Annotated in this window: 12 protein-coding genes; 8 read left to right on the top strand and 4 right to left on the bottom strand. The window is 55.9% G+C overall.

What is annotated here, in order from left to right:
• Positions 1 to 26: 26 nt before the first annotated feature.
• A complete protein-coding gene (dnaA, locus tag BISA_RS08875; protein ID WP_033891493.1) occupies positions 27 to 1,553 on the top strand; it encodes a chromosomal replication initiator protein DnaA in 1,527 nt (508 codons plus the stop codon).
• A gap of 230 nt (positions 1,554 to 1,783) precedes the next feature.
• Here the strand turns inward: dnaA and BISA_RS12895 are convergent, their stop codons facing one another.
• The gene (locus BISA_RS12895; protein WP_156099595.1) at positions 1,784 to 1,933 is read right to left on the bottom strand and encodes a hypothetical protein; all 150 of its coding nucleotides are present in this window, start codon (positions 1,931 to 1,933) and stop codon (positions 1,784 to 1,786) included.
• A 373-nt stretch (positions 1,934 to 2,306) separates the two neighbouring features.
• On the opposite strand from BISA_RS12895, the gene dnaN reads away from it, so the two are divergent.
• From dnaN to BISA_RS08845, 6 genes are all read left to right on the top strand, one after another.
• Positions 2,307 to 3,431 carry a DNA polymerase III subunit beta gene (gene dnaN / locus BISA_RS08870; RefSeq protein ID WP_033891492.1) on the top strand — a complete coding sequence of 375 codons (1,125 nt, stop codon included), beginning with the start codon at positions 2,307 to 2,309 and terminating at the stop codon, positions 3,429 to 3,431.
• 41 nt (positions 3,432 to 3,472) lie between these two features.
• A complete protein-coding gene (recF, locus tag BISA_RS08865; RefSeq protein ID WP_033891491.1) occupies positions 3,473 to 4,669 on the top strand; it encodes a DNA replication/repair protein RecF in 1,197 nt (398 codons plus the stop codon).
• Positions 4,666 to 5,145: a DciA family protein gene (locus BISA_RS08860; RefSeq protein ID WP_033891490.1), complete on the top strand. Its 480-nt coding sequence runs from the start codon at positions 4,666 to 4,668 to the stop codon at positions 5,143 to 5,145. The genes recF and BISA_RS08860 overlap by 4 nt, the downstream gene beginning before the upstream one ends.
• A gap of 165 nt (positions 5,146 to 5,310) precedes the next feature.
• Complete coding sequence (gene gyrB / locus BISA_RS08855; RefSeq protein ID WP_033891644.1) at positions 5,311 to 7,401, top strand: DNA topoisomerase (ATP-hydrolyzing) subunit B; 2,091 nt, start codon at positions 5,311 to 5,313, stop codon at positions 7,399 to 7,401.
• Between the two features lie 186 nt (positions 7,402 to 7,587).
• On the top strand, positions 7,588 to 10,191 hold the full coding sequence (gene gyrA, locus BISA_RS08850; RefSeq protein ID WP_152597250.1) for a DNA gyrase subunit A: 2,604 nt from the start codon (positions 7,588 to 7,590) through the stop codon (positions 10,189 to 10,191).
• A 69-nt stretch (positions 10,192 to 10,260) separates the two neighbouring features.
• Positions 10,261 to 10,821, top strand: a complete 561-nt coding sequence (locus BISA_RS08845; protein ID WP_033891487.1) for a DUF3566 domain-containing protein — start codon at positions 10,261 to 10,263, stop codon at positions 10,819 to 10,821.
• Positions 10,822 to 10,912: 91 nt separating this feature from the next.
• Here BISA_RS08845 and BISA_RS08840 read toward each other — a convergent pair whose 3' ends face one another.
• Complete coding sequence (locus tag BISA_RS08840) at positions 10,913 to 11,959, bottom strand: LacI family DNA-binding transcriptional regulator (protein ID WP_051917451.1); 1,047 nt, start codon at positions 11,957 to 11,959, stop codon at positions 10,913 to 10,915.
• A gap of 338 nt (positions 11,960 to 12,297) precedes the next feature.
• Between BISA_RS08840 and BISA_RS12615 the strand changes: the two genes are divergently transcribed.
• Positions 12,298 to 16,500 (top strand): bacterial Ig-like domain-containing protein, encoded by a 4,203-nt coding sequence (locus tag BISA_RS12615; RefSeq protein ID WP_081890082.1) that lies wholly within the window; start codon positions 12,298 to 12,300, stop codon positions 16,498 to 16,500.
• Positions 16,501 to 16,658: 158 nt separating this feature from the next.
• Here BISA_RS12615 and BISA_RS08825 read toward each other — a convergent pair whose 3' ends face one another.
• On the bottom strand, positions 16,659 to 17,690 hold the full coding sequence (locus BISA_RS08825; protein WP_033891485.1) for a LacI family DNA-binding transcriptional regulator: 1,032 nt from the start codon (positions 17,688 to 17,690) through the stop codon (positions 16,659 to 16,661).
• Between the two features lie 98 nt (positions 17,691 to 17,788).
• On the bottom strand, positions 17,789 to 18,805 hold the full coding sequence (locus BISA_RS08820; RefSeq protein ID WP_033891483.1) for a LacI family DNA-binding transcriptional regulator: 1,017 nt from the start codon (positions 18,803 to 18,805) through the stop codon (positions 17,789 to 17,791).
• Between the last annotated feature and the right edge of the window lie 140 nt (positions 18,806 to 18,945).

The raw sequence follows: 18,945 nt of genomic DNA, 5'->3' as shown, positions 1-18,945 counted from the left end.
CGTACGAGCAAGAAGAAGGGGTCTTTATGGCTAGTTCATCTGCCGACCCCGCGGTCGAGGCAGCCCGCATCTGGTCGGATGCGCTCACCATGCTCAAACACAGCAATTCGCTGACCCCGAGAGAGAAGGGTTGGCTCGAAGGTGTGGTTCCCGAAGGCGTATTCGGTTCCACCATTGTGCTGTGCGTGGAGTCCAATGACACGTTGCAGGCCATTCAAGGCAATCTCAATGAGCAACTGCTGCGCACTTTGCAAACCGTAACCGGCATCACGATGTTCCCGGCCTTCAAGGTTGCGCCGAAACCCAGCAAGTCTGCGCCTGCAGCACCAGCCCAGCCGAAGGAATCGTATCCTCGGGAAAGCGCACCCACGGTTGCCGAGTTCGGTCGCGACCCCTATGGTCTCAAACAACCTGAGCCAGTGGCGAAGCCCGAACCGAAGTATTCGCCGGTGCCGGCTTCCGAACCGCAGCAGTATCCGGTCGGCGGGCAGAAGATGAATCTCGATCCGGAGACTCATCTCAATAAGAACTTTACGTTTGATTCCTTCGTGCCCGGCGATTCCAACCGTTTCGCCCGTACCGTGGCACTGGCGGTGGCCGAGGGATCAGGCCAGGACTTCAATCCGTTGTGTATTTATGGCGGATCCGGTTTGGGCAAAACCCATTTGCTCAACGCCATCGGCAACTATGCGCTGGTCAAGGATCCGAATCTGAAGGTTCGTTATGTAACCAGTGAGGAATTCACCAACGAATTCATCGATGCGTTGCAGAACCCGAACCAAAGCCAAGGCCAGATTGCGGCATTCAACCGCCGTTACCGTCAGGTCGACGTGCTTCTGATTGACGATATTCAGTTCCTTGGCGGCAAGGAAGCAACGTTGGATCAGTTCTTCCATACGTTCAATTCCTTGCACCAGGCGAATAAGCGCATTGTCATCGCATCTGATGTGGCGCCAAAGAACTTGAAGGGCTTCGAGGCTCGACTGATTTCCCGCTTCGAATCCGGTCTGACCGTAGACGTCAAGCCACCGGATTTGGAAACCCGTATCGCTATTTTGAGGATGATCGCCTCAATGAACGGCTCCAAGATTCCAAGCGACGTGCTGGATTTGATTGCCGAACGTTTCACGGAGAACATTCGAGAGCTGGAAGGTGCGCTTACCCGCGTCACCGCAGTGGCTTCACTGAGCAATCAGCCGGTCACCCGTGCTCTTGCCGAGCAAACGTTGCAGGATTTCTTCACTACCGACGTGGAAATCAAGCCCACGGACATCATCGGGCAGGTGGCCAAGTACTTCCATTTGACGTTTGATGATCTGGTTGGCCGTTCCCGTACCAAGAATGTGGCTTTGGCTCGCCAAATCGCCATGTATCTTGCCCGTGAAATGACCAGTATGAGCTTGCTGGATATCGGTGAAGTGTTCGGTGGACGCGATCACACCACCGTAATGCACGCATATACGCGTGTCAGCGATGAAATGCAGCAGAAGCAGGAGATCTATACCTACGTTACGGAGCTCACTGTGCGTCTGAAGCAAAATAACGCTGAATGACACAAGCCGTTTGACAGACCGTTTTCGGCGATTTTCGTCGCCGGACGGTCAAAACATGCATTTTTCGTCGCTCAAACGCGTTGTACCGGACGTGGAACGAGCCATACCGTTCGCGTATTTGCTTTGCACTCGTTGCGCGTGTAAAACCATTCATCGCCGCGGGCGCGCATTCGAATTCGTAGTAGTTTCGCCTCGGTAGCAGCAGCTTCAAATCACTTTGCACTCCATATTCAGGAGAAGCCGTTTGACAAACCGTTTTCGTCACTTTTTCCGCAGGCACCAGAAAAAACGTCAAAATCGGTCTCCAGAATCGATTCTCCTCGATGATATTCGGGTTCAACACGCCGTGCGACCGGCGAAAAAGCATCAAAGTTATCCACATAGTTATTCACAAATGTGGGTAAAGTCTGCGGATAACTCGTGGATTACCCACTTATTTTCGGTGGAAAACTCGTGTATAAATCGCGTTTTGATGTGGAAATCTGAAAAGCATCAAAATTCCTGTGGATAACTTGGCTATTTATCCACCGTTATGCAGAAGTTATCCACATTTGAAAATCTCTCGTGACGCGTTCTCGCAGAATACTTTTCCCCACTTATCCACACTATCCACCGCGCTTATTATGTAGATTACTTACGAGGTACTTAGAAAAGCATCGTCACCACAGTAACTGCCCGAGCTTTACCCGAATCAACTTCGCCGCCTAACGGCTAGAATGTTCTTCAGCAAATTCAGACGAAGGGAAAACCCACATGAAAGTCGAAATCGATACCGCGGCCTTGGCCGATGCCGTAGCCTGGACGTCTCGCGTCATCGACGCTCGACCCTCCAACCCAATTTTGGCTGGCGTTCGCCTTGAAGCCATCGATGGCACGCTCCAGTTCTCAGCTTTCAACTACGAGATTTCCGCTCGCCACCACATCGAAGCTGGTGTGGACGAAGCAGGTTCCGTTCTGGTTCTGGGCAAGCTGTTAGCAGATATCACCAAGTCGCTGCGTTCCGAGAAGACCTATCTGAGCACCAGCGATTCCACGCTGACCATCACCGCTGGCAAATCCACGTTCACTTTGCAGCTCATGCCGGATACCGAATACCCGGATCTGCCCACCGTGCCTCCGGCACTTGGCCAGGTTGATGCCCCGACTTTCGTACAGGCAGTGAATCAGGCTTCCGTGGCAGTGTCTCGCGAAGAGAACCGCCCGGTTTTGACTGGTGTTCGCATGCAATTCCAGGGCGACAAGGTTGTTATGACCTCCACTGACCGCTTCCGTTTGGCTCGTGCCACCTTCACTTGGACTCCGCAGGACCCAGCCGTGGAAACCACCACGCTGGTTCGCGGCTCCTTGCTCAAGGATGTGGCCCGTTCTCTGGATGAGCACCAGAACATCCGCCTCGACTTCGATGCCGATAACCCGACGCTTCTGGGCTTCGAGAATGCTGGCCGTGTCTCCACTTCCCAGCTCATCGATGGCGAATTCCCGGCAGTCGATCGCCTGTTTGCAGACGAATACCCGATTCAGGCTGTGGTGAACAAGCAGGATTTGCTCGATGCCATCAGCCGTGTGGCACTGGTTGCCGAACGCAATGCTCCGATTCGCATGTCCTTCACCGGTCAGGAAGTAGCACTGTCCGCTGGTTCCGCTGATGAGGCTCAGGCCAACGAAACCTTGGACATCGACATGGATGGCGATGACATCACCGTGGCGTTCAACCCCTCCTACCTGAAGGAAGGCCTTTCTGCCATCGCCGAACCATTCGTCCGCATCAAGATGACCACCCCGGTCAAGCCGGTTGAGTTCAACGGCCAGCAGGAAGCCGACTCCGACGAGTCGATGGATTACCGCTACTTGCTGGTGCCGATGCGCTTCAACAGCTGAGGCAACCGACCAGATATCAAGAAGAAATCGTTCACATACTGATGTACGTTTCGCGTCTCGCACTCGACCACTACCGCTCCTGGAGCCAGGTAGTGGTCGATTTCGTACCAGGCGTGAATCTCATAGTGGGGAAAAATGGGCTTGGTAAAACCAACCTGGTAGAAGCCGTGGAAATCCTCTCTACCGGAGCCAGCCACCGCACCTCCAGCACCTTGCCTCTTATCGAACGGGGGCAATCCACCGCTACGATTCGCGCGAACGTGGTAGGCGCTGAATCAGCGGACGGTACCGACCAAGTCACCACCTACGAGGCATCCATTCATGCACGCGGCGCCAACCGAGCCCGCATCAACTCCGGTTCATCGCTCTATCTACGCGACATCGTCGGCCAGATCCCCTCAGTGGCCTTCACACCCGAGGACCAGCGTCTCGTTTCAGGAGATCCAGCTGCCCGGCGAACCCTGCTGAATCAAGCCGGTGCATTGCTCGAACGCGGCTACCCCGAAGCATTGCAGCAGTTCACACGCATCGCCAAGCAGCGTGCCACCTTGCTGAAACAGCTCAACGCCAGTTCCAATACCGGGCAGCCGGTAGACGCTGTCTTAAGCGGGCTGGAAATCTGGACTGGGCAGTTCATCGAAGCTGGCATTGCCTTGACTCGTATGCGCAAACGCATCATTGATCTGCTCGCTGAACCATTTGCTGCAATCTATCGTGAACTTGCCGGCGAAACCGAACAGGTGACACTCAGCTACGTGCCCTCATTCGACGAAGTACTGCTCTTTGACGAGCCTCATAACGCCATCAGTGAGCATTTCCAGCGCATCTACCCAGGAGAAGTGGCCCGCGGTGTGAATCTTATCGGCCCGCAGCGTGATGATCTCAGCCTGGAACTCTTCGATATTCCCGCCAAGGAATTTGCGTCCAACGGTGAAATGTGGACTATGGCATTGGCGCTGAAAATGGCTTTGTTCCAAGTGATTCGAGAGCAGCTGGGCATGCGTCCGATTGTGATTCTCGATGATGTGTTTGCCCAGCTGGACGATAGCCGCCGCAGCCAGATTCTTGATTTCGCAGCCCAGCAAGAGCAGGTGCTGATTACCGTGGCATCCGAAGGTGATGTGCCGGAATCCGCGCACACCATGCTGGGTGAGAAGGCTCATGTGATTGATGTGGCCGCACTCAAGGATGCATTCAAAGATCCATTCGCTGATTTGGTACAGCAGGTGCGAGCATGATTCCGCCAGTGGCTTTTCGCCTGCATCTTGACCAGACCAAGCTGGCCCGCGAAGTCTTTGAACGAATCTCACGACGTGGAGCACTACTGAATGATCGTCAGCATCTTCAGCAGAGACGTGAAGAAGCCATCGAAAACTTCGGTAAGCCCGGGCGCGATCCCACTGAACTCGGCAATGTGATGTCTACCATCGCCGGCAATGGTGTGTGGAGTACGAACCTGAAACTGGCGCAGTTGCGCAACCATTGGGACCAAGTAGTAGGCCCAGGCGTCGCTGCGCATTCAGCTGTGGCCGACTTCAGCGGCGGTGTGCTGACCATTCGTGCCGAATCCACGGTCTGGGCCACTCAGCTGACGTATCTGATTCCACAGCTGACTGAAACCATCCACGGCAATCTCAAAGGATTGACCATCAACGAGATACGCGTGACCGGTCCGGCCGTGGGATATTCGCGCAAATGGGCCAGAAGGAAGTAGAAGGCAATAAAAGCCTCGCTATGGCGCTCGTCGTGCTAAACGAGTAAAATCACATGCAGTATGGTCAAAAGGCTAGAAGAGCCCTTTATGGGCTTCTTAAGCCATATCGCCCCTGCAAAAGACGAAATTTGCAAGGCTGACCTGGTAGTTACGGAAGGAAGCCTGTTGGCAGACGAAACCAGCAAAGAGGAGCAGCTGAAGGCGGCTGCAGAGCATATCAATAATGCGGAACTCACTGAAGGCGAACTCGACGAATCTATGGCCCCCGAACATTATGAGGCCTCTGATCTAAGGGTGTTGGAAGGCTTGGAAGCCGTGCGTATCCGCCCGGGTATGTACATCGGCTCCACTGGCCCGCGAGGCCTGCACCACTTGGTCTATGAGATCGTCGACAACTCAGTTGATGAAGCATTGGCCGGATACGCCAGCCACATTGAAGTCACCATTCTGCCGGACAACGGCATTCGCGTAGTCGACGACGGCCGAGGCATCCCGGTTGACGAAGTGCCCGGCGAAGGCGTCTCCGGTGTGGAAACCGTGATGACCAAGCTGCACGCCGGCGGCAAGTTCGGCGGTGGCGGCTATGCAGTCTCCGGTGGTCTGCACGGCGTGGGCATCTCCGTGGTGAACGCACTCTCCACTCGCGTGGACATCGAAGTGCGCCGCCAGGGCTTCCACTGGACCCAGACCTACATCGACCAGCACCCCACCGCTCCGCTGAAGCAGGGTGAGCCGATGGCTGAAGGCGAGTCCACCGGTACTTCCGTGACCTTCTGGGCCGATCCGAAGATCTTTGAGACCACGGTCTATGACTTCGAAACGTTGCGTTCCCGCTTCCAGCAGATGGCCTTCCTGAACAAGGGCCTGAAGATCAGCCTGACCGACCTGCGTGAACCTGATCAGGCCGGCGATGAAGTGGCTGGAGACAATGCGCCGGAAGCCGGCGAAACCCACCAGACCGTGACCTACCAGTACCTGAACGGTATCAAGGATTACGTGGATTATCTGGTCAAGTCCCGCAAGGCCAACCCGGTTGAGGAAGAAGTCATCAGCTTTGAAGCCGAGGATCTGAAGCTCGGCATTTCCGCCGAACTGGCTATGCAGTGGACCACCGCCTACTCCGAGGCTGTGCACACCTTCGCCAACACCATCTCCACCACCGAAGGCGGCACCCACGAGGAAGGCTTCCGTGCAGCGCTGACTTCGCTGGTCAACCGTTACGCACGCGAGAAGAGCATCCTCAAAGACAAGGACGAGAACCTCTCCGGTGACGATGTGCGCGAAGGCCTGACCGCCGTAATCTCCGTCAAGCTCACCAACCCGCAGTTCGAAGGCCAGACCAAGACCAAGCTCGGCAACTCCGAAGCAAAGACCTTCGTGCAGCGCGTGATGACCGACAAGCTCGGCGATTGGTTCGACTCCCACCCGGCTGAGGCCAAGAACATCATCCAGAAGGCCATCGAGGCCTCTCGCGCCCGTCTGGCCGCGAAGAAGGCTCGTGAGAACACTCGTCGCAAGTCCATCTTCGAGTCCGCCGGCATGCCGGACAAGCTCAAGGACTGCCAGTCCTCGAATCCTGAGGAGTGCGAGCTGTTCATCGTGGAGGGTGATTCCGCAGGTGGCTCCGCCATTCAGGGCCGTAACCCGATCACCCAGGCCATTCTGCCGCTTCGAGGCAAGATTTTGAACACCGAGCGTGCCAGCCTGGACCGCATGATGAAGTCCGACACCATTGAATCGCTGATCACCGCGGTCGGCGGCGGCTATGGTGAGGACTTCGACATCTCCAAGGTTCGCTATCACAAGGTCATCATCATGGCCGATGCTGATGTGGATGGTGCCCACATCGCCACGCTGAATCTGACCCTGTTCTTCCGCTACATGCGCCCGATGATCACCGCAGGCTACGTGTACGTGGCCATGCCGCCGCTGTACCGACTGAAGTGGACCAAGGGCCCGCACGACTTCGTCTACACCGATGCCGAGCGCGACCGCGTGCTCGCCGAAGGCAAGGCCGCTGGTCGTCAGCTGCCCAAGGGCGAAGGCATCCAGCGCTACAAGGGTCTGGGCGAGATGAGCTACCAGGAGCTGTGGGAAACCACTATGGACCCTGAACACCGCATCCTCAAGCAGGTGCACATCGAAGACGCCGCAGCCGCTGACGAGACCTTCTCCATGCTGATGGGCGACGAAGTGGAACCCCGCCGACTCTTCATCCAACGCAACGCCAAGAACGTCCGCTGGATTGACGCCTGACGGAATCTCCAGTCTCCCTCTGATGAGGGAAATGTCACCGTGAAGCGGTGACGGGGAGAGACCACGTTTGAGCTTTTTAAAACACCAAAGGAATGGTAATAAGTGGCAGACGAAACAAATAACACCCCGGGCGGTGTCAACGACAACACCGACGGCGCCGACGAGCAGTTCGTTCCGGACGGCTCTATGGAGCCGTTGAGCCCGCAGGAAGCGGACAACACCGATTACGGTCTGATGACTGGAGAACGCATCCAGCGCAAGGATCTGCAGCAGGAAATGCGTGAATCCTACCTGGCCTACGCACTCTCCGTGATCGTGGAGCGTGCACTGCCGGATGTGCGCGACGGTATGAAGCCGGTGCACCGCCGTGTGGTGTACGCCATGTACGACGGCGGCTACCGCCCGGACCGTGGCTACAACAAGTGCTCCCGTGTCGTGGGCGATGTGATGGGTAAGTACCACCCGCACGGTGATGCCGCCATCTACGACACCCTCGTGCGTATGGCACAGTCCTGGTCGATGCGCTACCTGCTGGTCGATGGTCAGGGCAACTTCGGCTCCCCCGGTGACGATCCCGCAGCAGCCATGCGTTACACCGAATGCCGTATGGCTCCGCTGGCTATGGAAATGGTGCGCGACATCGACAAGGACACCGTCGATTTCGTGCCGAACTACGATGGCAAGACCCAAGAGCCGACCGTGCTGCCGGCCCGCTTCCCGAACCTGCTGGTCAACGGTTCCGCAGGTATCGCAGTCGGTATGGCCACCAACATTCCGCCGCACAACATGCGCGAAGTGGCTGAAGGCGTGCATTGGGCGCTGGAGCATCCGGATGCCAGCCGTGAAGAGCTGCTGGAGAACTTGATCCGCATCATCAAGGGACCGGACTTCCCCACTGGAGCCACCATTCTCGGCCACAAGGGCATCGAACAGGCCTACCGTACAGGCCGTGGCCTCATCACCATGCGTGCCGTGGTCAACACTGAGGAAATCAACGGCCGTATGTGCCTGGTGGTCACCGAGCTGCCGTATCAGGTGAATCCGGACCGCTTGGTCGTCTCCATTCGCGAGGCTGTGCGTGATGGCAAGATTCAGGGCATCGCCGACATGCGCGATGAAACCTCCGGTCGTACCGGCCAGCGCCTTGTGCTTGTGCTGAAGCGCGATGCTGTGCCGAAGGTGGTGCTGAACAACCTGTACAAGCACTCCCAGCTGCAGCAGACCTTTGGTGCCAACATGCTGGCATTGGTCGACGGTGTGCCGCGTACGCTGTCTCTGGATGCATTCATTCGTCACTGGGTGGATCACCAGCTTGACGTGATTGCTCGCCGTACCGCATACCTGAAGCGTGAGGCTGAAGAGCGCGATCACATCCTGCAGGGCTATCTGAAGGCCCTTGACATGCTCGACGAGGTCATTGCCTTGATTCGAGCCTCTGAAGACACGGATACCGCTCGTACCGGCTTGATGCAGCTGCTCGACATCGATCAGGTACAGGCCGATGCCATTCTGGCCATGCAGCTGCGCACGCTGACCCGCATGAACCGCGACAAGATCGTCAACGAGCATGAGGAACTGCAGCGCAAGATCGCCGATTACATCGATATCCTGGCCCGTCCGGAACGCCAGCGCAAGATCATCGGCGACGAGCTCGATGAGATTGTGGCCAAGTACGGCGACGAACGCCGCACCAAGATCCTGCCGTTCTCCGGCGAGATGAACGTTGAAGACCTGATCGCTGAAGAGAACGTGGTGGTTACCGTAACCCACTCCGGTTTCATCAAGCGCACCAAGGCCGACGAATACCGCGCCCAGCACCGCGGCGGCAAGGGCATCAAGGGCACCAAGCTGCGCGAGGATGACGTGGTCGATCACTTCTTCCTGACCTCCACGCACAACTGGCTGCTGTTCTTCACCAACAAGGGTCGCGTGTACCGCATCAAGGCATACGAGCTGCCCGAGGGCTCTCGTGATTCCAAGGGCCAGCATGTGGCCAACCTACTGCAGTTCGCTCCGGACGAGCAGATTCAGGCCGTGCTGTCCATCCCGAACTACGAGGTGGCTAAGTACTTGGTGCTCGCCACCCGCTCCGGCAAGGTCAAGAAGACGCCGCTGGCCGAATACGACTCCCCACGTCAGGGCGGTCTGATCGCCGTGCGTCTGATGGCCGACGAAAACGGCGAGAACGCTGACGAGCTGATCGGTGCCGCACTGTGCAACGCCGAGGATGACATCATCCTGGTCTCCAAGCTCGGCATGAGCCTGAAGTTCCAGGCTGATGACGATCAGCTGCGACCGATGGGCCGCCAGACCGCAGGCGTGCAGGGCATGAAGTTCCGTGAAGGCGACAACCTGCTGGCTATGGATGTGGTGCCGAACGATTCCGACAAGGACCTGTTCGTGGTCACCAACGAAGGCTTCGCCAAGCGCACCGCCATTTCGGAATACCGTCTGCAGGGCCGTAATGGCCTTGGTGTGAAGGCAGTTCAGCTGGTTGAAGGCCGTGGCTCCCTGGTGGGTGCTCTGGTGGTTTCCGAAGACGATCAGGTTATGGCCATCATGAAGTCCGGCAAGGTGATTCGCTCCAACGTGAACGAAGTCAACCGCACTGGCCGCACCACGCAGGGCGTAACCTTCGCCAAGCCAGACAAGGGCGACGGAATCCTCTCCATCGCTCGTAACGAGGAAAAGGACGAGCCGGAAGAGGAATCCACTGAGGCTGCACAGTCCGGTGAAGCCGCTGAAACCCCGCAATCCGGCGAGAATGTGAACAACACGGACGAGGCGTGAGCCGCGTCCTGAAAAGCTGGTAGCCTCTCTAACAGCAGAGGCTACCAATAGCCTGTTTAAGGAGAAACGATGAGCGAGAATCTCGAAGGCAACGAGCCGGTTATTCAGCCCGCAGCCGTAACCCCAGCGAACGAACCCGTCGAGCCGCTGATCGGCTCTCATCAGGGTGCTCCGCGTGTGGCACGTTCTGTATCCAGCGATCCGGAGGAGTCCGCTCTGCCGAACGGCAGCACTCCAACCACCTCGCGCCCGAATGTGCGCCGCACTCCGCGCGCCCGCCGTATGAGCCTGTCTCTGACCCGCGTGGACGCTTGGTCCGTGGCCAAGGTGTCGTTCATGCTTTCCATTGCTGGTGCCATCATTCAGATTGTGGCTGCCGCGATTGTGTGGCTGCTGCTGGATGCCGTTGGCGTGTTCAACCAGCTCACCCAGATCGTGTCCGCCACCGGTTTGAACGCTGACTTCGATCTGAAGAACGTGCTGTCCCTGACCACCGTGGTCTCCGGTATGACCATCTTCTCCATCGTGGAAGTGGTGCTCTTCACCCTGCTGACCACCATCATCGCGCTGATCTACAACGTGGTCAGCTCCCTGGTCGGCGGCGTGCACCTGACCCTGGGCGACGACTGATTCGCGTCCAACACAAGCTATAGAAAAGCGGCTCCCCGGAGCCGCTTTTCTATTATCAGCATCGGCTGGAAGCCGATTCCTAGGCCGATTCCTAGGCGGATTCGCGGTGGGCGATGTGGAAGTTGGCTACGATGCGTTGGCGTTTGCGGTCGGATTCATCGTCTATACGTTCGATGAGCATGTCGACGGCCTTTTGCGCCACCATTGGGATATCCACGGCCACCGTGGTCAGCGAGGGCGTCATAATGGCTCCCATTTCGATGCCATCGAAGCCCATTACCGCAATATCGTCGGGCACGCTTAGACCAATATCCTTCAGTCCGCGAATCACGCCGAATGCGGTGGTATCAGTCATACAGAACAGGGCATCGCAGGAGCGCACCAAGTCCGCATTTGCGGCAATGGCCTTGCATGCATCCGCATCATTCCAAGGCGCGTCAATCATCGGCACATCCGCCCAATCCACGCCAAACTGTGCAAAAGCGTTACGGCAGCCCCTCAAACGACGGTGACGGGTGTCATTGGAATCGGACATCTCATTATTGTCAGCACTCTCGTACACACCACCAACGATGCCAATGTGCCGTTTTCCGGTACTCCACAAGTATTCGATAGCAGCCCGTGCTCCAGCTTCGCTCGGTGTCAAGATCGTATCGATATCCTGCTGCGGTCGATCATCATCCAACAGCACGGTCGGTCGATGATTGGACAGCTGCTCGATTTCCGCTGCGGATAGCCTGCTGGAGCTGAAAATCAGGCCATCGCAGAACTGATTGGAGACTCGTTCGATAATGGAACGCTCATTATCCGCATTGATTCGGGTCTCCTGCACCACGGTCTGGTAGCCGCGTTTTTCCGCTGCTTGGGAGATGAGCGAAGCAAGCTGGGAAGGGTATGGTCGGTCCAGCTCGAAAATAGCGAGCCCAATGGTGCCGAAATTACGACTGCCACGGCTGGTGGAAACGCGCAGGCTGCGGGCAGACAGGCTGGTGGTGTTGAGTCGGTAATGAAGCTTGTCGGCAGCTTCACGGACGCGTTGTGCCGTCTCCGGCGTGACGTTCGTATTGCCGCGCAGCACGTTGGAAACCGTCATTGCGGAGACTCCGGCCTCGCGCCCGACATCTTTCATGGTGACCATAGAAACCCCTTTGCTGTTCACCAATATACAAAACAAGGTGGTTTATCGTTACATTGCTCGTTTTGAACCGCACCTCCGATCATCGAATCTGAATTACTTCAGTCCAACAATCGTGGTGCTGTTCAGTATCGTGACACCCCTCTTTTGTCATTTTTGTGACCGGTTACGTAAGTTGTGTATGCTTGGTAAGTGCGTGATGATGGCGTCTCTTATCGATCGTCATCACAGGCATTAATCAATGCCGTTAGGCTCACTAACGGTTAGGAATCGCTACGGTAGCGATAGTCGGTCATCGGTGACTGCGAGACGGCTGACGGAAGGACGAGGAGGTCTCCTCTATGGCTGCAAGCAATGTGCAGAAAATATTTGGAGGAGTGGTCGCTGCGGCGACACTATGCGCCGGAATATTAGTAGTTCCGGCGGCATACGCAGAAGACACAGATAATCCTGTGCCAGCTACGGGAACCACATACTATGTGGATTGTTCCGCGAAAGAGAACGGTAACGGAACTGATCAAAATAGTCCGCTGAACTCATTCGCTGCAGCGAACAGTGTGACGCTGCAGGCTGGCGATCAGCTACTGTTCAAGCGTGGCACTACCTGCACCGGTGACAGTCAAACCGTTGATGGCGCTACCATCAAAGCTGCACTGCGCATCGTGAACGTAAAAGGTACTGCCGAAGCTCCCGTCATCATCAGTGATTACGGTGACGCTAACGCGGACGCGCCAAAGCTCGCTGGCGATGGCGTGGCCGATGTGGTACTGCTGCGCAATAGCGAATACATCACTGTGCAGAATCTTGATATCAGCAACACCGATCCTGAAGCGGACCACTATAAATACATGCGTCGCGGTATTACGGCAGAAAACGATAATGCCGGCGAACTGAGCGGCATCGTGATTCGCAACAATGCCATCCATGATATTTACGGCGAAAAGCAGAAGGATCTGGGCGGTTCGGCCGCAATCCAACTGGAAAATTACGGTCGTTCCATTCCGGTTGATGGCGCAACGCAAACCAAAGGCAGCATTAAATCCGATACGTCCCGCAAGACCCCTTCCTGGTTCAATGATGTACAGATTGTGGGCAATACGATCACCGATGTGAACCGCTCTGGCATCAATATGTCGTCCGACTTCCGTTGCCGTGAAGACGTGGCTTGGGAGTGTGGTGTTTCCGGATCGCTGCGTGACCAATATGCGTGGACTCCGAACACCAACCTGTACATTGCCGAAAACACGCTGAAGAATATTGGCGGCGACGGTATCGTCGTGCAGATGTCTGACGGCACAGTTGTGGAAAAGAACTATCTGGAAAACGCGGCAAGCGTATCTGGACAAGGTTCCAACGCCGGTATCTGGAATTGGAATTCGGATAACACACTGTTCCAGTACAACGAAGTGACCAATACGCAAAAGACCAGCGGTAACAACGATGGCACTGCATGGGACTTCGATTACGGCACCCGTAACACCGTATTCCAATACAATTACAGCCATGACAACGCCGGTGGTGCCACGCTCGTATGCGCCTGCACCGACTGGTACAAGTGGCAGAACAACAATGCTGAACTGATTGGCACAGCGCTGGGCGGCACCTTCCGTTACAACCTGTCCGTCAACGATGGTGTGGCAAGCAAACCTTGCGACGGCTCATCCAACACCTACCGCACCGTGACGCTCGACGGCATCACCGATATGAACTATTACAACAACACAACCATTCTGCCCAAGGGAACCAACGTCACGTTCTCGAATAATGCGCAGAACGCGGGCGTTACCTACAACAACAATGTGATTATCGCTCAGGACGGCACCGCTATGGCCGACCAGAACGACAAGCTCAACTCCGATGGCTTCCAAATCAACTACGGCAACAACCTGTATGTTGGCGGAGACAAAAACATGTGGGCTAAGGTGAACGAAAACGGCAACAAGTACGTTGCTCTTGCCGATTACATTGCTGCCACTGGTCTTGATCTTGAGGCTGTGGCCAAGGGCGATCTGAGCACGCTGTACTCCGCCAAAGCCACGGCATATGCGGCCGGCAAGGGGCGTGCAATGGCCACGGACAACTTCCCATTCGCCATCAGCAACACCTATCTGACTGGTGACAATGCTCTGAAGACTCGTGACTTCCCTCACGGCTTCAATCACGCCAAGCAGACCTACGGCACCCAGCATGTGGTGTCTGGCTGGTCTGCTCCAGCAGTAGGAGCCTTCCAAGGATCCGACACCACTGAAACCGGTGATGTGGCTGATCTGGCTGCCGGCAAGTCGGTGACTATTGACGCTCCGGGCAATGCCACCTTGGAAATCAAGGCCACTACTGCAAGCGATGCCGTGCTTGAAGCCGGCTTGGCCAATGACCGTGATTATGTGCAGAAGACCTCAGGTGCAGGCGAGCAGGTATTGCATGTGCGCACGTCGTCTGATGTGTCCAAGGTGACGTTGACCAATGCCGGAAAGTCCGGTGAGATTACTGGCATCAGCGTCAAAACCGTGTACGACCAGCTGTGGGATGGTTCATTCGAGAACATTAATCTCGGCACCAACAGTGAGCCGTGGAACGGCATTTCGCCTTGGACGCCGGCGAACCGAGACCGTTCCAAGAACCGCGACACGTACAAGGATTCCAGATTCAAGCGTTACCGCTCTGATCTGAACCAGACTGATGCTGTTGTTTCCGGTGAGCGTGCTGCCAAGTTGGGCAAGAGTGATGGCGTCTCATTCACGCAGATTGACCAGCGTAATATTCCGGCTGAGCCTGGCAAGACCTATGAGCTTGGCTTCTGGATCACCACCGGTGCCAGCAATGATGAGACACCTTCTACGGTGAGCGCCACCGTGCGCTATCGCAAGGAAGGCTCCGGCGCAGGCGGCAACTTCAGCCAGTACTCCACCGCACTGCTGAATAAGACCGTGGATGCCGAAACCGCAAAGGGCGGCGAGAAAGTCTACGTATCCGGAACATTCACTGTGCCGTGGGATGCTGCTGCCGATAGCGCGCTGTGGGTCAATATTCAGCAGCCGGATTTGGCTGACTCGTCCGCTGCATACGTGGATAACGTCACGTTGGTTGAGGCTGCTGCTCCAGCTACGGATATCGAATCCATTGCTGTGACCAAGCAGCCATCCAAGGCTGATTACCAAATTGGTGAGTCGCTGGATACAGCTGGTTTGGAAGTCACTGCTACCTTGGCTGACGGTACTACGCGCGTGCTCGATGCATCCGAATACACATTGCTGGGCTTCGACTCCTCCAAGGCCGGCGTGGTGCCGGTGACGGTCAAGCTTAACGTTGATGGCAGCAAGGTGGCACGATTCCGCGTGCGAGTGCAGAACGTGACCAACTTGGCGAACAAGTTCTGCTCGTCTGCAGCTGCTTCCGATGTGCAAACCAAGTGGGGCACGTCGAGCGCAAAGTACACTTGCGATAACAACCTGTCGACCAACTGGTCGAATTGGAAGGACTCGTCCGAAACCGCTCCAGCCAACCCATCATGGTTGAACTGGACCTTCGATCAGAAGTATGAGCTGAGCAAGCTGGAATTCTATCTCGACCAAACCAAGGCCGAGGCGGCACCTGAGCAGTTCAAGGTGCAGTATCTTGCCGACGATGGCAGTTGGGTGGATACCGACATCATCGGAAAACCTGATGCCAGTAACCCGTCCACGCCAACTACCGTGGATCTGAACAGTCTGCCGGCAACCAAGGCCATTAGCCTGATCATCACTCCTGCCAACTATGGCAGTGACTACCCATACTCCAAGGTGGCTGAGGTGAAGATCTTCCAGGCTGCCGACCCGCTGCCGACGCTCGATTCGCTGAAGATTGCAGCCGAACCGAGCCAGACCGAATACACGGAGGGTGACATGTTCTCCGCATCCGGACTCAAGGTGCAGGGTACGTGGTCGGATGGCAGCACCGATGAGCTGTCGTCTGGCGAATACACGCTGGCAGCCACCAATGCTGCCGGTGAAGCAGTGGACCTTGACCAGCCGCTGCCAGCCGGTGACCTGACCATCACAGTCACTTCTGCTGACAATGCTGAAGCCAAGGCCACATTTACGGTAACGGTTGCTCACAAGCAGCCGGAACCGGAGCCTGAACTGACGATTACGAGTATTGCTGTGGCGCAGAACCCGACCAAGACCACATATACGGTCGGTGGCCAGTTCTCTGCAGACGGCTTGAAGGTGAATGCGGCGCTGTCTGACGGCACCACACGCGAACTTGGCGCAAGCGAATACAAGTTGACTGCCTTCGATGCCTCCGATAACCCGGTTGACTTGACCAAGCCGTTCACCACGGCCGGCGAGTTCAATGTTGTGGTGACGCTGAAGTCCGACACTACCAAGACCGCCACGTTTACCGTGACCGTCAAGGCTAAGGGCAACAGCAATCAAAACAAGCCCAGCACTCAAAAGGGCGACAAGCTGACCGATACCGGTTCGTCGGTGACGATTATCGCTGGTGTGGTGGTTGCTCTGGTGATTGTGGGAGGTGTTCTGCTCATCAACCGTAAGCGTCACTAATCATTGACGAACGGCTGTTTGGCCGGAAAGCCTTTGTGTGTTCGCGCAAGTCACGTATGGTGCGCGAACATACAAAGGCTTTTGTCGTGCAAATCGTTTGTAAGTTCGCGCAGGGGTCGTGGATTGCGTGAACATACAAACGAATCAGCGCGGCAAACCTACGCTGACTGCCGAGTCACAATCTCGGTGGGCAGTAGTTTGACGGTTTGATGATCCACTACCTCGCCGTGCAGCATACGGAGCAACAGCTGCGACATCACACGGCCATGCAGCCACGAATCCTGTCGCACTGTAGTGAGCTTTGGATCCATCATCGTGGCAATCGGGGAATCATCAAAACCAGTGACCGCAATATCTTCGGGCACCCGATAGCCGAATCGACGCAGCTGATTAATCACGCCAATGGCGATATTGTCGTTGGCGCATACGATACCGTCGAGGTCATGAAGCATCGGCTGGAATTCAACTGCCGCCATCTCACCGCTGGCGATTTCCCAATCGTCGGCGTAATACACATGACTGTCATCGAAATATGCTCCCATAGCTTGTTTGAAGCCGTGCAGTCGCTTGCTTGACGATGGCGAGTAACCAGGCCCGCACACATAGGCCAGCCTGATTTTCCCTTGGTCCAGCAAATACCGGGTAATACTGCACTGACCGTCGGCGTTAGCGAAATCCACGGCTGGGTAGGAAACTGCGGTACTGCGATCGCTGGCTTCGGACAATACCACCGGACGATGCGCAGTGCGGAAAATATTGATCAGCGAATCATCCTCACTTAAGGAGAACAACAGATACCCATCGGCGAAGTCGCTTTGTACCAGCTGTGCTATGCGCTGTGTGGAATCCTCGGAATTGGCGATGAGCGTGACCATCTGATAGCCGGCATCGCCCAAGGTTTGATTGGCTTCCGCCATAGCGGCGGCAGTACTTGCTTGCAGCAGGGTGGCTATGGATTCGACCTGCACGATGAAGGCAACAGTTGAGGTACGCTGCTGAGCCAGTGAGCGAGCCGCTTTGTTCGGCGTGTAATGAGATTCTTCGATGGCCTTGGCGATGCGGCGCGCGGCATCGGTGGAAACATGCTCATTGCCGTTAAGGTATCTGGAAACAGTGCCGTAGGACACTTCGGCTAAGCGGGCCACATCTCTAATGGTCACTTTTTTGGTCGCTATTGCTGTGCGAGACATGTGGATATCCGCTTTCCTTAGTGAATTGCTTCATTGCAGTACATAATGGTAACCGGTTACGGCAAGATGTGTGAACAAAAGGCATTGATGGCGATATATCAGCTCCGTGCTTGTGACACGAAGCTTTCGCGCGGCACCAGCGTGGTGGAAAGCAGCGTATGCGTGTGGGTGGCGGAGTCGTAATTCAGCGACTGGGACAGTACCAGCAGCGCGGTTCTCGCCAGATCCTGCTGGTTGATGTCGTACGTGGTCAGCGGAGGCGACACATACTGTGCGATGGTCTGATTATTAATGCTGATCAGGCTCACATCCCGCGGCACAATAATGCCGGCCTGATTGAACGCCTGCAACATGCCCACGGCCAAAGCATCAGTGGCCACGATGAAACAATCCGGCAGGTTGCCGTCAAGTGCTTTGACCACCTGTTCGCCGAGTTTGCGGCCGCTCTCCACGCTCACCTGCTCGCTGATGAAAATCAGCCCGTCATTGTTCACGTTGAGACGCTCGCACCAGTTGCGGAAAGCCAAAGTGCGGACATCTTCCGGATACTCGTATGTACCCATGATGTGGCCTTTGCAGCCGATGAATCCAATGCGATTCATGCCGCGGGCCGTGGCCTCGCTCAAGGCATCCAATACGGTTTGCGCCAGATCCGGCTGCACTGAATCGAACAGGTTGGGCGCGGGATTCACATCGATGAATACGCCGTGAGGCAGCACATCATGCAGCTGCTGCAATTCTGCTTGACTGTGCACTTCCGGGCCGATAGACACAAAACCATCGTATTGATCGGCGTTTGCCGTCAGCGACTGCACATCTTTGAAGAACGACAAGGTAATGTGCATATCTTCTGCGGTGGCAAGCAAGGCGTTGCGCAATTCGCTGTAGTAGGCGTTCAGCAGTTCCTCGTCGCTATCGATGGCATCCAGTACGGCGATATCATGCGGGGCTAGGAAATGCCTTTCCTGCACCTCGTACCCGAGTTCTCTGCTCACCTGAAGAATCTTGCGCCGGGTTTCCTCTTTGACGGAAAACGTGGGGTCGCCATTGAGCAGGCGGGAAACGGTTGCCGGGGAGAATCCGGCTTGCTGTGCTATTTGCCTGATAGTGACCATAATGATTCCCGATGAGTTCTTTCCATGTGCTGCATTAATGCGCAACAGTAATGCGTTTACTTATTATCCATCGTAATGCATTGAATTCATGTGCGTGTGGATATGCAATATGAAGTATGCTGTTTAGTAAACAGTTTATT

The sequence above is a fragment of the Bifidobacterium saguini DSM 23967 genome, from assembly GCF_000741715.1.
GTDB lineage: Bacteria > Actinomycetota > Actinomycetes > Actinomycetales > Bifidobacteriaceae > Bifidobacterium > Bifidobacterium saguini.
This window is presented reverse-complemented; position numbering and strand designations above follow the sequence as displayed.